The following is a 12294-nucleotide window of genomic DNA, read 5'->3' as shown; positions in this document are numbered from 1 at the left end:
GAGAAAGAGATGAAATATCAGGCAATGTCCGAAACAGTCCTAAAGGCTGTTGGCGGCAAAGAGAACATTACATCGGTAACTCATTGTGCGACGCGCCTTCGCATCGACGCACGAGACACCTCGATCATCGATCTCCAGCTCGCCAAATCGGCCGATCAGGCGCTCGGGGCAGTAGTCAGCGGTGGCCAGCTTCAGGTGATCATCGGCCCCAACGTCACCGAGGCTTACAACGACTTCCTCGACTTCGCGGGAATCGAAGTCGGCGGTGGCACGGTTGCCGACGATGCCCAAACCGCCAAAGACCTTGCAGAAGGCATTAAAAGCGGTAACACCGCCATGGGCTTGATTGAGAAATTCGGGAACGTCTCTGCACAGGTATTCATGCCCATCGTCCCGGCGCTCATCGTTGGCGGACTCATTCTTTCGATCAAGAATCTCCTGGTCAATTATTGCGGATTGAGCACCGATAGCGGAACCGCCCAGGTCCTGTTGGCGATCTTTAGCGCTTCGTTTAGCTTCTTACCCGTTTATCTTGGTTATCAGCTCGCGGCCGTCATGAAGATGCAGCCCATCATGGGCGCATTGCTGGGCGCGATCATGATCAGCTCGTCCATTAGCGGTGCCGAGGGTCTCGACTTTCTTGGTATTCCCATCCCGACGAACGACTATTCGAGTACGGTAGTGCCCATCGTACTGGGCGTTGTATTCATGTACTTTGTCGACCGCGGCCTTCAGAAGATTATTCCCGACGTTACCAAACTGTTCTTGAAGCCGCTGCTCACCATGATCATCGTCGTGCCCGTCGAGCTTATTATCCTTGGCCCCGCCGGCAGCATGATGGGCTACGCGCTGAGCGATGCCGTCACGTGGCTTATGGACAACGTGGCATTTATCGCTACTCCGATCCTGGCAGCCCTTAACCCCTATTTCGTCATGCTCGGTCTCGATAAGGCTTACATCGCAATCGAAGTTACGAGCCTGGCGCAGCTCGGTTGGGCACCCATTATCTTTGGATTCATCTCGAACCTCTGCATTGGCGGCACGAGCCTCGCCCTGGCAACTGCCATGAAGGGAAACAAAGAGAAGAGGGGTATGGTCACCACGGTTGCCGTCACCGCACTCTGTGGCGTAACCGAGCCCGCGTTCTACGGTTGCCTCATCGAGCGTCCGCGCCTGCTTGTCGGCACGGCAATCGGCGCGCTCTGCGCTGGACTCCCTGCAGGCATCTTTGTTCTGAAAGAGTATGTTGCGGGAGCATGCCCCGGCCTTCTTTCGGCACTCATCTTTATCGCTCCCGATGGGTCCATGGGTAACTTCGTGCTGGCATGCGTTGTCGCCATCATCGCCATCGTCGTCTCCTTCATCGCTGCACGCGTGATCATCAAGAAGAACCCCAGCTATATTGAGTAGATGCCCGCTGTTTGCATTGGGGACATCCTCGGCAGACCATTAGCAAGAACCCAAGAAGTTCCTTAGGAGCTCGATTAATCCATTCGGATTCCTGAGGCACAAACGGCCCCGATTCCACAATGAAATCGGGGTCGTTGTTTCTAAAGCCGTCGATAGACAATCGGTGTTTACCTTAGCTCCCTATCCAAGTTAATTATCCACGCTCGTTCTCCGGTCGGGAGATTTTCTTCGCTCGCGTATCCAGAAATCCACGCTCGAGCAGGACATCCAGATCCGCGCTCGCCCTTGTCTCGATCTGTAACAGCAAGAGGCCTATTCCGCTTCTAGATGTTACAGATCAAGATATTCCTAAAACACCCTAAGTTTCATCTCAATCTGTAACAGTTAGATGCCGAATATCGGTCTTGGTGTTACAGATTTAGACAAACTGGAGGACGAGACAAACCAAAAACGGGATGGGCGCTAACCCGATGGCGCACCACCTAAATAGAAACGGGCTCTGTCCCATATAGAGACAGAGCCCGAAACTCTCATGGAGCCAGTGACAGGAATCGAACCCGCAACCCACTGATTACAAATCAGTTGCGCTACCGTTGCGCCACACTGGCACACTTGGCGCTTTCGCGCGAAGCCTGTTTAGGATAAAGGAATTGAGGACGGGGCGCAACAGGCCCTTCGACCGACCACATCTCAAAAACCGTTCGTCAGAACGAACAGTTTTATCTGTTCGTCAAAACATAAACCTATTCGTTTTGACAGCTGCAAACCCGCAACCCACTGATTACAAATCAGCGGGTAGACCAATCTAGGAAACGGCTCTCTGCCGCAACTCCCCTACCGTCCGCGCAGGGCCTTGAGCTTGGCCAGGGCATCGGGGCTCAGGCGACTGCCCAGAGTCATCTTGATCTGCGGAGCTTCCTCTGCCTCGTGAACGTCGTTATCGATCTGTTTGATCTCGTCCACCAGCATACGGCTCGAGATGCGCGTTACGCCCTTGCCCATGACGACGGCCTGGATCGTGCCGTCGCTCGATACCACGGAGCACGCGCGGCCTTCCTCGCGTGCCTCGATGCAGAGCTTTTGCACCACAGTATCGGCAGAGACGCCCGTCGGCGAAAACTCGATGCGCACGCCGCGGGCCGGCAGGTTGGGGCGCTCGTTGGAGATATTGCCCGCGCCGTCGAACACGATCACGGCCTCGTAGCGGCCCTGGGCAAAGGCGGCGACGTCGTTGATGAGGGCGGTGCGCGCCATATCGTGAACGTCGCTGGAATACGGATCATCGGAATGGTCGTAGACGAGCTTTTCGTAGCGCGGCGTGCAGTGGATCACGTTGTAGCCGTCGACCACCAGCAGCTCGGGCTTATTGGAGTGCACCGTCGAGACCGGGTCGGCGATGGCCTGCGCAAACGCATTGCCGCCCACGCCATAGGTCGCGGCCGAAACAATCGGCTTGGCCGAGCCTTCGCCAAAGCGCTTGGCCTTGGATTTGGCGCGGTTCTTCTTGGACATGCGCTACTCCTCCCCCATGAGCTCGCCGGCGTTGCGGCGCAGCCACTCAAAGCACAGCGCGGTGGTCGCCTGGGCCACGTTGAGACTCTCGGTCATGCCGCGCTGGGGAAGCTTGGTCAAAAAGTCACATTTCTCGAGCACCAGACGTGAGATGCCGTCGCCCTCGGAGCCCATGACGAGCGCCACGCGGCCCTCGAAGGGAGCATCCCAGCAACTGCCCTCGGCGTGCTCGGAAGCACCGCCCACCCAAAAGCTGGCGGCCTTGAGGTCGTCAAGCGCTCGGGCGATATTGGGAACCTGCGCGATGGGCAGGTGCATGACGGCACCAGCGGAGGTTTTGTAGCTGCCCACGGTCACACCGGCGGCGCGCTTGTTGGCAATGATGACGCCCGCTGCGCCCACGACCTCGGCAGAGCGCACGATCGCACCAAAATTGCCATCGTCGGTCACATGGTCGAGCACCACGACGAGCGCCGGTCCTTCACCCGCGCGATCGAGAATATCGGCGACATCGGCATAGGGGAAATTGCCCACCTCGAGCGCAATGCCCTGGTGAGCGCCATGGCTCGACAGCGCATCGAGCTGCGTGCGCGGCACATACTTAATGCGGACGTCCGCGGCGTTGAGGTCGTCGACCAGACGCGACAAGGCGGCATCGCGCTCCCCGCCCTCGGCGATGAGCGCGCACTTGACGGGAAAGCCGGTACGCAGTGCCTCGGCGGCAGCACGACGACCTTCGATAAACTCGCCCTTGGGAACCTGAACATTGTCGCGGTTGCGATCTCGCTGCGAACGCGCAGCCTGGGCTTGGGAGCGCTCGCGCTGGCCCTTGGGAGTGGCAGCGCGGTCGTTGCGGCGAATCGCACGCGAGCCAGAAGCAGCCTGCTTGCCTCCACGCGGTGCACGTTTGCGATTGTCGGCCATAAAGCGACCTCCTTTAAAAAATTTTCAAACAGGACAAAAGAAGCGACCGCTTAAGACGAATAGCTCAAGCGGTCGGTACGGGTTTTCCAAGTGCCCGAGATTGCCGTGAAAGAGGAGCGACGCGTACTTGAGTACGCGAGCGACGGTTTGAACGGCAAGGTCGGGTGCTTGGGAAACCCGCGGGGATTAGAGAGATTTAATACGAGTGCCCGCGGCAGTATCCTCAATCGTCAGGCCCAGGTCCTTGAGCTGGTCGCGGATGGCGTCGGCCAGATCCCAGTTCTTGGCGGCACGGGCCTCGGCACGGGCCTCGAGAATCTTGGCAGCGGCCTCGTCCACGTCGTCACCCGTGTAGGCGACCAGGCCGGCGGCAACGCCCAGCAGGCCCAGCGGCAACTCGACCTTGGGCTCGGGGAGCTCGACGCCAAACGTATCGAGCAGCTCGACCAGCGTATCGGCAGCAGCAAGCGCAGCGGCCTTGTCGGCAGCATCGCCCGCCCGCTCCAGGTACTGGTTGCACTCGGTCACAAAGCCAAAGACAGCACCCATGGCACCGGCAGTGTTAAAGTCGTCGTCCATGCACTCCTTAAAGGTGGCACGGGTCTCGGCGGCCTTGGCGGCAAACGCCTCGGATGCTGCCTCATCGGCATCGGCCGTCGCATGGTTCGCGGCCCAGCGCAGGTTCTCGACCGTACCGGCGATACGCATGAGCGAGTTCTCGGCACCCTCCAGGCGCTCCCAAGAAAAGTCAAGCGGCGAGCGATAGCTCGTCTGCAGCATCAGCAGGCGCAGGGCCGCGGCAGAGTGCTGTTCGAGCACCTCAGCCAGCGTAAAGAAGTTTCCGAGCGACTTGGACATCTTCTCGCCGTCGACCAGCAGCATGCCCGTGTGCATCCAGGTGTTGGAGAAACCCTGGTGCCAGGCGCAGGTGGCCTGGGCGCACTCGTTCTCGTGATGCGGGAAGGCAAGGTCGGAGCCGCCGCCGTGGATGTCGATCGGGGTGCCCAGGTAGCGATGCACCATGGCGGCGCACTCGGTGTGCCAACCGGGACGGCCCTCGCCCCAGGGGCTCGGCCAGCTGGGCTCGCCGGGCTTGGCGGCCTTCCACAGGGCAAAGTCGAGCGGGTCGTTCTTGTCCTCGTTCTCCTCGATGCGCGCGCCAACCATAAGGTCGTCGATGTTGCGGCCCGAGACCTGACCATAGTTGGGATCGCTGCGCACGGCAAAGTACACGTCGCCGTTATCGGCGGCGTAAGCGTGACCCTGCTCGATAAGCGTCTTGATCATAGCGATCATGGGGCCGATCTCCTTGGTGGCGCGGGGGCGCACATCGGGATCGAGCACGTTGGCGGCGCGCATGACGCCGATGAACTTGTCGGAGAACTCCGTCGCGACCTCGGCGGCCGTTCGGCCCTGCTCGTTGGCGCGCTTGATGATCTTGTCATCGACATCGGTGAGGTTCTGGGCGAACGTGACCTCGTAGCCGCTCGCGATGAGCCAGCGGCGAATCACATCGAAGCTGATGAACGTGCGGGCGTTGCCGATGTGGATGTTGTCGTAGACCGTGGGGCCGCACACGTACATGCGGACCTTGCCGGACTCGATGGGCTGGAACTCTTCCTTTTTATGGGTAGCGCTGTTGTAGATACGCATTCGTTACTCCTTAACGGTTTTCTGTAGCAGGCAGACGGCCCAGGCGCCAATTCCCTCGCCTTGGCCTTCCCAGCCGAGCTTTTCGGTCGTAGTGGCGGCAACGCCCACGTTTTCGACGTCAACGCCCAGGGCATGGGCAAGGTTGGCGCGCATGGCATCGCGGTGCGGGGTGATCTTAGGCTGCTGGCAGGCAATGGTGCAGTCGGCATCGACAAACTCAAAGCCAAGCTCGCGCGCATAGTCCATCACGCGAGCGAGCAGCACCATCGAATCGGCACCCTCGTAGGCGGGATCGGTGTCGGGGAATAGCTTGCCGATGTCTCCCCCGCGGCAGGCTCCCAGAATGGCGTCTGCCAGCGCGTGTGCAAGCACATCGGCATCCGAGTGGCCCAGCAGGCCGCGCTCGTAGGGGATGTCGACCCCGCCGATGATACATCGACGCCCCTCCACCAAACGGTGGACGTCGTAGCCGTGGCCAATGCGCAGGTTACTGAACATGGGGAAGGTCCTCTCCCTCGGCCATACGGCCAAGCAGAATCGCGGTTACGGGACGCAGGTCCTCGGGCACCGTAACCTTAAGGTTGTCGCGCGGACTCTGGACGCAGCGGACGCGTCCACCCATGCGCTCAACCAGCGATGAATCGTCGGTACCGATAAAGCCCTCGGCGATGGCTGCGGCGTGAGCGCGCTTCATGGCGTCGACGCTAAAGATCTGCGGCGTCTGCGCGGCCCAATAGAGCTCACGCGGCGGCGTCTCGACGATATTATCGCCGTCGACGATCTTGAGCGTGTCGATCGCGGGCTGACCGCACACGACACCGTCGAGGGCGCGGTCGCCCACAAGCACGTCGATCGCATGATCGATGGCCTCGGTCGTGATGAGCGGACGGGCGCCGTCGTGGATGGCGACGTACTCAAAGCCCGCCGGCACCGCGTGCACGCCGGCGCGGGTGGAATCCTGACGAGTATCGCCGGCATCGGCAAAACTGATGGGCGTGTCATAGTCAAACGGATCGATGGCCAGGCGGCGCATCTCGGCACGGCGCTCGGCAGGACACACCACCACGATGTGGCCGACCTTGTCGCTCCGATCGAACGCGCGGATAGACCAGCTCATGAGCGGACGGCCCGCCACGTTAACGAGCTGCTTGCCGCCGGGATTTCCAAAGCGCTGGCCGCTGCCGCCGGCAACGACCACGGCGCATACGGGCGCCATTATGCGTTCCCCTGTTTGGTGCCCTTCATGCGGTACAGCGAGTCCGCAAGAATGGCAGGGTTGTTGACGCCAAAGTCGCCCAGGCGCTCCGGATCCTCGCTGATGTCGTCCATGAGCTCCTGCAACGAGCCGTACTCGTCGACGATCTTCTCGGCCACGCCGTCGCGCACGACGGACACGCGCGAAAGCGTGCGCAGGCCCAGCGGCGTCATGACGGAGTCCTCGTCCAGGTCGTCGTAACCCAGAACCGCCGCCACATGCTGTGGGTCGGACAGGTCCTTAGGTGTCATACGGCTCAGGTTGGCGCGAATCTTCTCGGCATTAGCCTCGGAAGAATCACTTGCGTAGTCGCGGATCATCAGGTCGTATTCGGTATCCATGCTGGAGCCCGCGAGCTGCTCGAGCTGCATCTGCACGAGCTTGCCCTGGTTGCCCAACTTGACGATGCAATCCTTAAGCTCGGTCTTTGCCTGCTGCATGATCTCGAAGCTCGAGAAAATACCGGTAATGTCGGCGAGCGTAACGTAGTCGTCGAGCTCGAGGGCCGTCAGGCGCAGCAGGGAGCGGTCGAGCGACTGACGGGTAGTCTGGAGCGTGGCGACGAGCTGGTTGACCGAGCTCATGATGGTGGTGACGGGCTGGATCTCGTAGCTCTTGCCGTGAACGTACACGTTGACGACGGCACGACGGGCCGAGACCGAGATCACGATGGCATCGGTGAGCACCGACATGCGAGCGGCAGTGCGGTGACGCATGCCCGTCTCGCTCGTGGCAAGCGAGGGATCGGGATTGAGGTGGAAGTTGGCGCGCAGGATCTGGGTGAGGTCGCCGTCGATGACGATGGCACCGTCCATCTTGGAGAGCTCGAACAGGCGGTTCGAGGTGAACGAAATGTTGAGCGGGAAGCCGTCGTTACCGGCAGCGAGCACGTTTTCGGTGTCGCCAACGCAGATAAGGGCGCCCAGGTGACCGGCGATGATCATGTCGAGGGCAGTGCGGATCGGCTGACCAGGTGCCGTCAGGCGGATGGCCTGTTCCATACGCTTTTGCAGCTCGTTCTTATCCAAGGCATCGCTCCCATCGTATACGCTCCATAAACGCTAAATAGTTTCTCACGGTTTGCCCCCGCGGCGCTCGCGAAATCCGATGCTTACAGAATGAGCGAACACCGCTAAGATAGCTAATTTGGGACGGGCTCTTTTGACTACCCAATCAACCATGTGCCAAGGTTAGTCTTTTTGTTGCTCCCCCAAGAGGTACACGCGGGCCTGCCCGCAGAGAGGGAGCCAGACTATGGGACTCGCAGAGCTCGTGTTGCTCGCTGTTGGCCTTTCGATGGACGCCTTTGCCGTATCCATCTGCAAGGGCCTTGGCATGAAGAAGATCAACCTTAAGGTCGCCGTGGTACTCGGCCTGTTCTTTGGCGGCTTCCAGGCCGGCATGCCCGTGATCGGATGGGCGCTTGGCAGCCAGTTTATGGGCATCATCGGCCCCATCGACCACTGGATCGCCTTTATCCTTTTGGCCTTTATCGGCGGCAAAATGCTGTGGGAGGCCTTTACCGAGGACGAGGATGAAGGCGACGGCAAGGATGCCGAAAAGATTGACCTGGGCGAGTACCTGATCCTCGCCATCGCCACCTCAATCGACGCCCTAGCCGTGGGCATCTCATTTGCCGCGCTCTCGGTCGACATCATGCCCGCCGTGTCGCTCATCGGCATCACAACCTTTATCTTCTCCGTCGCCGGCGTAGCGATCGGCCACACCTTTGGCGCGCGCTACGAAAAGCCTGCCACCATCGTGGGTGGCGTCGTGCTCATCCTCATCGGGCTTAAGATCTTGCTTGAGCATCTAGGGATTCTCGCGATATAAAAAACGCCTCTCATAAGCTCAACGTCAATGTAGAGGTCTCATGCAGAGTTTTGCATAATGCCTTTTCGTGCAGACTTTTGCATGTCATACTGATATGCAAAAGTCTGCACGTTAGGAGATCGCCATGGATACCCTTCCCATCACCACACCGCGTCAAGCTGGCATCTATGTGCGCCAGGCACGCGAGGCTCAGGGTCTCACCCGTGCCGCCCTCGCCAAAACGGCCAGTGTTTCAGAGCGCCTGCTCGCGTCGCTCGAGCTAGGAGACGCCACCGGCATTCGACTCGACAAGTTGCTGTCCGTCTTTAACGCACTCGGCATAGGTCTCTTTGCGCAAAGCGATAACGACTCCATCGCATCGCCCTCCGAACATCCGACGACGAAAGCGGACCTCCCTATCGCGAACTCGAATGCCCTGCCAAAGCCAAGCGTAGGCAGACGACCCGCTCGACAGGGAACGCCATCTTCCTATGGTGCCTTGCTGGCCCAAATCGCAGCCGAGCAAGGCCTTTCCGACACTTCAGACCTCTCCTTTGACTGTAAGGTTGTGAAATAAATGGCAGAGATGGAGCTTGCGACCCTCATTTGTGGCGAAATCGCAGGCACTCTCCGGCAAGACGAGCATGGACTCTGCAGCTTTGTATACGCCCCAACCTATCGCGGAGCACCACTATCGCTTACAATGCCGCTTTCCAATCGCACGTATGGCCATAACATCGTCCGCCCGTTCCTATTTGGCCTTTTGCCCGACAGCCAAGAGCAGCGTCGCGCTATTGCCGCCGAGCATGACGTTGCATCCAACAACCCCGTCGCCCTCTTGTGCCATATCGGTCTTGACTGCGCAGGGGCCGTTCAGTTTTGTCGAACCGATCAATTAGGCGCCGCCCGCGGCAGGGTCTCGGCATACCGCCCGCTTACCAATTCTCAAATCGCTCACAAGCTCAAAGCAATTCGCGATGACGAAAGAGAGACATGGATGGGCTCCAACGAAAGCTGGTCCCTGGGCGGCAACCAAGGCAAATTTGCACTAGCTTGGCATGATGGCCAATGGTGCGAATGTCTAGGGTCATCCCCCACTACCCATATCTTCAAAAATGGTGTCGTTGGGTTCAAACATCAGGCCTTAAACGAATTCGTCTGCATGAAAACGGCTCGGCGTGTTGGCATTCCAACTGCCAACGTCTCCTATTGCACATTTGAAGACGAAGCCGCGCTCGTCGTTGAACGGTACGACAGAATGGTCAATAGCAGCGGAAATATCGAAAGGCTGCATCAGGAGGACTTTTGCCAGGCGCTCGGTGTATTGCCAAGCCAGAAATACACCGCCGACGGAGGACCAACCACACGAGACATCCAAGAACGACTGATTAACACAGTCCCCCACCACATGAATCTTGTGCTTTTTACCTATATGTTGTTCTATAACGCCATTATCGGAGCGCCTGACGCACACGCTAAAAACTACTCGCTCATCCTAGGTAAAGGCACAAACGCAGCGCTCGCACCCATGTACGATGTCGCATCGGGCTTGGCGTACGAGCGTATGCGCCGCCGGGCGCGCCTTGCCATGAGCGTTGGCGGCGAAAATCGAGTGGGGCGCATCGGTCCAGGCGCTATCCGCCGATACCACGGTATGGGCGACCCCGCGCTGGAGGCGGCGCTCACCGATGCCGGGCTATCCGAGAAGTTTTGCTTTGCGACCATGATGGACCTCGCCTACGAGGTGCCCATTTGCATGGAAGAGATCATGGACGAATACGCCGACCTGCCCGGCATGGCGGACCTGCGCGAGCACATGCTCGGCCCCGTCCGCGAAAACTGCCAGCGCACCCTCGACCTCATCAAGGCGGATATGGGCTAGGCGCCAATCAATCCACATTTCTTAAAAGAAGAGGGGGGCACCCGTCGCAAAAGTTCGGATGCCCCCTCTCGTAATGTCATTTGCAATCCGCTAGCACGTGGCTCGGACTGCTGCTAGCGCGACCCTTACGCGGCAAGGCGCTTGAGGACGTCGATGAGCAGCTCGTAGAAGCGCTCGGCAGAAGCGAGCTCCATGCTCTCGTCCGGGGTGTGGACATCGGAGAGCGTCGGGCCCACGGCGATGGCGTCCAGGCCGTGCAGGGCCTCGGCAAACAGGCCGCACTCAAGGCCGGCGTGAATGGACTCGATGCGCAACTCGGAGCCAAAGAGCTCGCGATAGCTCTCGACAAAGACGTCGCGGACCGGCGAATGCTCGGCATAGCTCCAACCGGGATACTCGAACTCAAACTTGGCGTCGAAGCCCAGGACATCGGCAAGCGTCTGCAAACGATCCTTGAACTCGTTCTGCAGCGAGGTGATCGAGGAGCGCGGGGACAGCATAATCTTGACCTCGTCGTCAGAGGTGGCAACCACACCGATGTTGGAGGAAACCTCGACGGAGCCGTCGGTGGCGACGTTGCGGCGAATCACGCCGTTAGGGGCAAGACGCAGGGCGCGGATGAGGGCAAGCGCGGACTTCTGGTCCATGGCCTCGACCTCGACGTCGTCGGCAATCTCGACGGTGCAGGTAAAGCCGGGGTCGAAGACCTCGAGCTCGGCAGTGACGTCGGCGATGATGTCCTTTGCGATCTGGGCCGCGGCCTCGGCGGCAGCGTGGTCGGCATAGACCAGAACAGCCTTGCACTCACGGTTGATGGCGTTGTCCTTGGTGCCGCCGTTAAAGCTCACGATGGCGGGCTCGCCGGCAACCATCAGGCGGTCGATGATGCGGGCCATGATGAGGTTGCCGTTGCCGCGCTCCAGGTGGATATCGCTGCCGGAGTGGCCGCCCAGCAGGCCGGAGATGTCGAGCGTGAGGGTGCTACCGGTCTTGTGCTCGCGCGCGATGGGGCAGGTGTAGGTAACGACGACGCCGCCGGCGCAGCTGACGGTGGCAACGCCCTCTTCCTCGGAGTCAAGGTTAATCATGGTGCGGGCGCTAATCTGGGACTTGTCGAGCGTCTCGGCGCCGACCAGGCCAGTCTCCTCGTCGGTGGTGAATACGCACTCGAGGGCCGGATGGGCAATCGAATCGTCGTTGAGCACGGTAAGCATAAGCGCGACGGCGATACCGTTGTCGGCGCCCAGGGTGGTGCCGTTAGCGGTGAGGACGCCGTCCTTGACGACCAGGTCGATACCATCGGTCGTAAAGTCGTGCTCAACGGAGCCCAACTTGTCGCACACCATATCGATGTGGCCCTGCAGCATCACGGTCGGAGCATTCTCGGCGCCGGCAGAAGCGGGCTTGCGAATGATGACGTTGTAGACCTCGTCCTGGTACACATCGAGGCCGCGCTCCTTAGCAAACGCAACCAGGAAATCGCTGATGCCCTTCTCGTTGCCAGACCCACGGGGGATCGCGCTGACCTCCTCAAAGAAATGGAACAGCTGGGCGGGCTCGTAGCCGGTGATCTTGTAATCCATGGTGCCTCCTTGGCGCAACTGGTTAGACAGTAAGACATGCGACTTGTATATTCCCAGACTTTGCGTGCATAAACCAGTCGAAAACGCCGAGCGCCCTTGCATCATCGGCTAACGGCGGGGAAACGCCACTTTATTAAGATAAAGCAGGTCAGATGTATCATGCCGAGGATCCTTTGCCCTCTCCGACCAATTTCAGAGCTTGGTAAACGTCAATGCATACGCCATTGGTATGTTTAATGAGATTTACTTTGAACGAAGGGGCC

At 59.7% G+C, this 12294-nt stretch carries 11 protein-coding genes and 1 tRNA gene; 4 read left to right on the top strand and 8 right to left on the bottom strand.

All coding sequences use genetic code 11. The annotated features are described in order from the left end of the window. Positions 1-9 precede the first annotated feature (9 nt). Positions 10-1410 carry a PTS transporter subunit EIIC gene (locus tag DXD24_RS02385; RefSeq protein WP_117646058.1) on the top strand — a complete coding sequence of 467 codons (1401 nt, stop codon included), beginning with the start codon at positions 10-12 and terminating at the stop codon, positions 1408-1410. Between the two features lie 533 nt (positions 1411-1943). On the opposite strand, the gene DXD24_RS02380 is transcribed toward DXD24_RS02385, so the two are convergent. The 7 genes from DXD24_RS02380 to disA form a co-directional block, all read right to left on the bottom strand. Continuing rightward, positions 1944-2018 (bottom strand) — tRNA-Thr (locus tag DXD24_RS02380). Positions 2019-2244: 226 nt separating this feature from the next. Next, positions 2245-2922, bottom strand: a complete 678-nt coding sequence (locus DXD24_RS02375; protein ID WP_055309418.1) for an NYN domain-containing protein — start codon at positions 2920-2922, stop codon at positions 2245-2247. A 3-nt stretch (positions 2923-2925) separates the two neighbouring features. Continuing rightward, on the bottom strand, positions 2926-3846 hold the full coding sequence (rlmB, locus tag DXD24_RS02370; protein WP_117646057.1) for a 23S rRNA (guanosine(2251)-2'-O)-methyltransferase RlmB: 921 nt from the start codon (positions 3844-3846) through the stop codon (positions 2926-2928). A 186-nt stretch (positions 3847-4032) separates the two neighbouring features. Beyond that, positions 4033-5499: a cysteine--tRNA ligase gene (gene cysS, locus DXD24_RS02365; RefSeq protein WP_117646056.1), complete on the bottom strand. Its 1467-nt coding sequence runs from the start codon at positions 5497-5499 to the stop codon at positions 4033-4035. A 3-nt stretch (positions 5500-5502) separates the two neighbouring features. Then, a complete protein-coding gene (gene ispF, locus DXD24_RS02360; RefSeq protein ID WP_006234975.1) occupies positions 5503-5997 on the bottom strand; it encodes a 2-C-methyl-D-erythritol 2,4-cyclodiphosphate synthase in 495 nt (164 codons plus the stop codon). Then, entirely contained in the window at positions 5987-6715 is a 729-nt protein-coding gene (gene ispD / locus DXD24_RS02355; RefSeq protein ID WP_117646055.1) for a 2-C-methyl-D-erythritol 4-phosphate cytidylyltransferase, read from the bottom strand. The genes ispF and ispD overlap by 11 nt, the downstream gene beginning before the upstream one ends. Beyond that, the gene (disA, locus tag DXD24_RS02350) at positions 6715-7755 is read right to left on the bottom strand and encodes a DNA integrity scanning diadenylate cyclase DisA (RefSeq protein WP_369831362.1); all 1041 of its coding nucleotides are present in this window, start codon (positions 7753-7755) and stop codon (positions 6715-6717) included. The genes ispD and disA overlap by 1 nt, the downstream gene beginning before the upstream one ends. Before the next feature lie 253 nt (positions 7756-8008). Between disA and DXD24_RS02345 the strand changes: the two genes are divergently transcribed. From DXD24_RS02345 to DXD24_RS02335, 3 genes are all read left to right on the top strand, one after another. Beyond that, a complete protein-coding gene (locus DXD24_RS02345; protein WP_117646054.1) occupies positions 8009-8587 on the top strand; it encodes a manganese efflux pump MntP family protein in 579 nt (192 codons plus the stop codon). A gap of 124 nt (positions 8588-8711) precedes the next feature. Continuing rightward, positions 8712-9143 carry a helix-turn-helix domain-containing protein gene (locus DXD24_RS02340; protein ID WP_117646053.1) on the top strand — a complete coding sequence of 144 codons (432 nt, stop codon included), beginning with the start codon at positions 8712-8714 and terminating at the stop codon, positions 9141-9143. Further along, positions 9144-10448, top strand: a complete 1305-nt coding sequence (locus tag DXD24_RS02335; protein ID WP_117639517.1) for a type II toxin-antitoxin system HipA family toxin — start codon at positions 9144-9146, stop codon at positions 10446-10448. A gap of 125 nt (positions 10449-10573) precedes the next feature. Here DXD24_RS02335 and DXD24_RS02330 read toward each other — a convergent pair whose 3' ends face one another. Then, complete coding sequence (locus tag DXD24_RS02330; RefSeq protein WP_117646052.1) at positions 10574-12031, bottom strand: aminoacyl-histidine dipeptidase; 1458 nt, start codon at positions 12029-12031, stop codon at positions 10574-10576. Between the last annotated feature and the right edge of the window lie 263 nt (positions 12032-12294).

It is taken from the genome of Collinsella sp. TF12-2AT (genome assembly GCF_003436735.1).
GTDB lineage: Bacteria > Actinomycetota > Coriobacteriia > Coriobacteriales > Coriobacteriaceae > Collinsella.
Note: the sequence above shows the minus strand (reverse complement) of the source record. Positions and strands in the feature narration are given on the sequence as shown.

Excerpts from the sequence above, each read along its gene's own strand:
- DXD24_RS02385 (WP_117646058.1), top strand. The coding sequence starts at position 10 with ATGAAATATCAGGCAATGTCCGAAACAGTCCTAAAGGCTGTTGGCGGC.
- DXD24_RS02375 (WP_055309418.1), bottom strand. The coding sequence starts at position 2,922 with ATGTCCAAGAAGAACCGCGCCAAATCCAAGGCCAAGCGCTTTGGCGAA.
- rlmB (WP_117646057.1), bottom strand. The coding sequence starts at position 3,846 with ATGGCCGACAATCGCAAACGTGCACCGCGTGGAGGCAAGCAGGCTGCT.
- cysS (WP_117646056.1), bottom strand. The coding sequence starts at position 5,499 with ATGCGTATCTACAACAGCGCTACCCATAAAAAGGAAGAGTTCCAGCCC.
- ispF (WP_006234975.1), bottom strand. The coding sequence starts at position 5,997 with ATGTTCAGTAACCTGCGCATTGGCCACGGCTACGACGTCCACCGTTTG.
- ispD (WP_117646055.1), bottom strand. The coding sequence starts at position 6,715 with ATGGCGCCCGTATGCGCCGTGGTCGTTGCCGGCGGCAGCGGCCAGCGC.
- disA (WP_369831362.1), bottom strand. The coding sequence starts at position 7,755 with ATGGAACAGGCCATCCGCCTGACGGCACCTGGTCAGCCGATCCGCACT.
- DXD24_RS02345 (WP_117646054.1), top strand. The coding sequence starts at position 8,009 with ATGGGACTCGCAGAGCTCGTGTTGCTCGCTGTTGGCCTTTCGATGGAC.
- DXD24_RS02340 (WP_117646053.1), top strand. The coding sequence starts at position 8,712 with ATGGATACCCTTCCCATCACCACACCGCGTCAAGCTGGCATCTATGTG.
- DXD24_RS02335 (WP_117639517.1), top strand. The coding sequence starts at position 9,144 with ATGGCAGAGATGGAGCTTGCGACCCTCATTTGTGGCGAAATCGCAGGC.
- DXD24_RS02330 (WP_117646052.1), bottom strand. The coding sequence starts at position 12,031 with ATGGATTACAAGATCACCGGCTACGAGCCCGCCCAGCTGTTCCATTTC.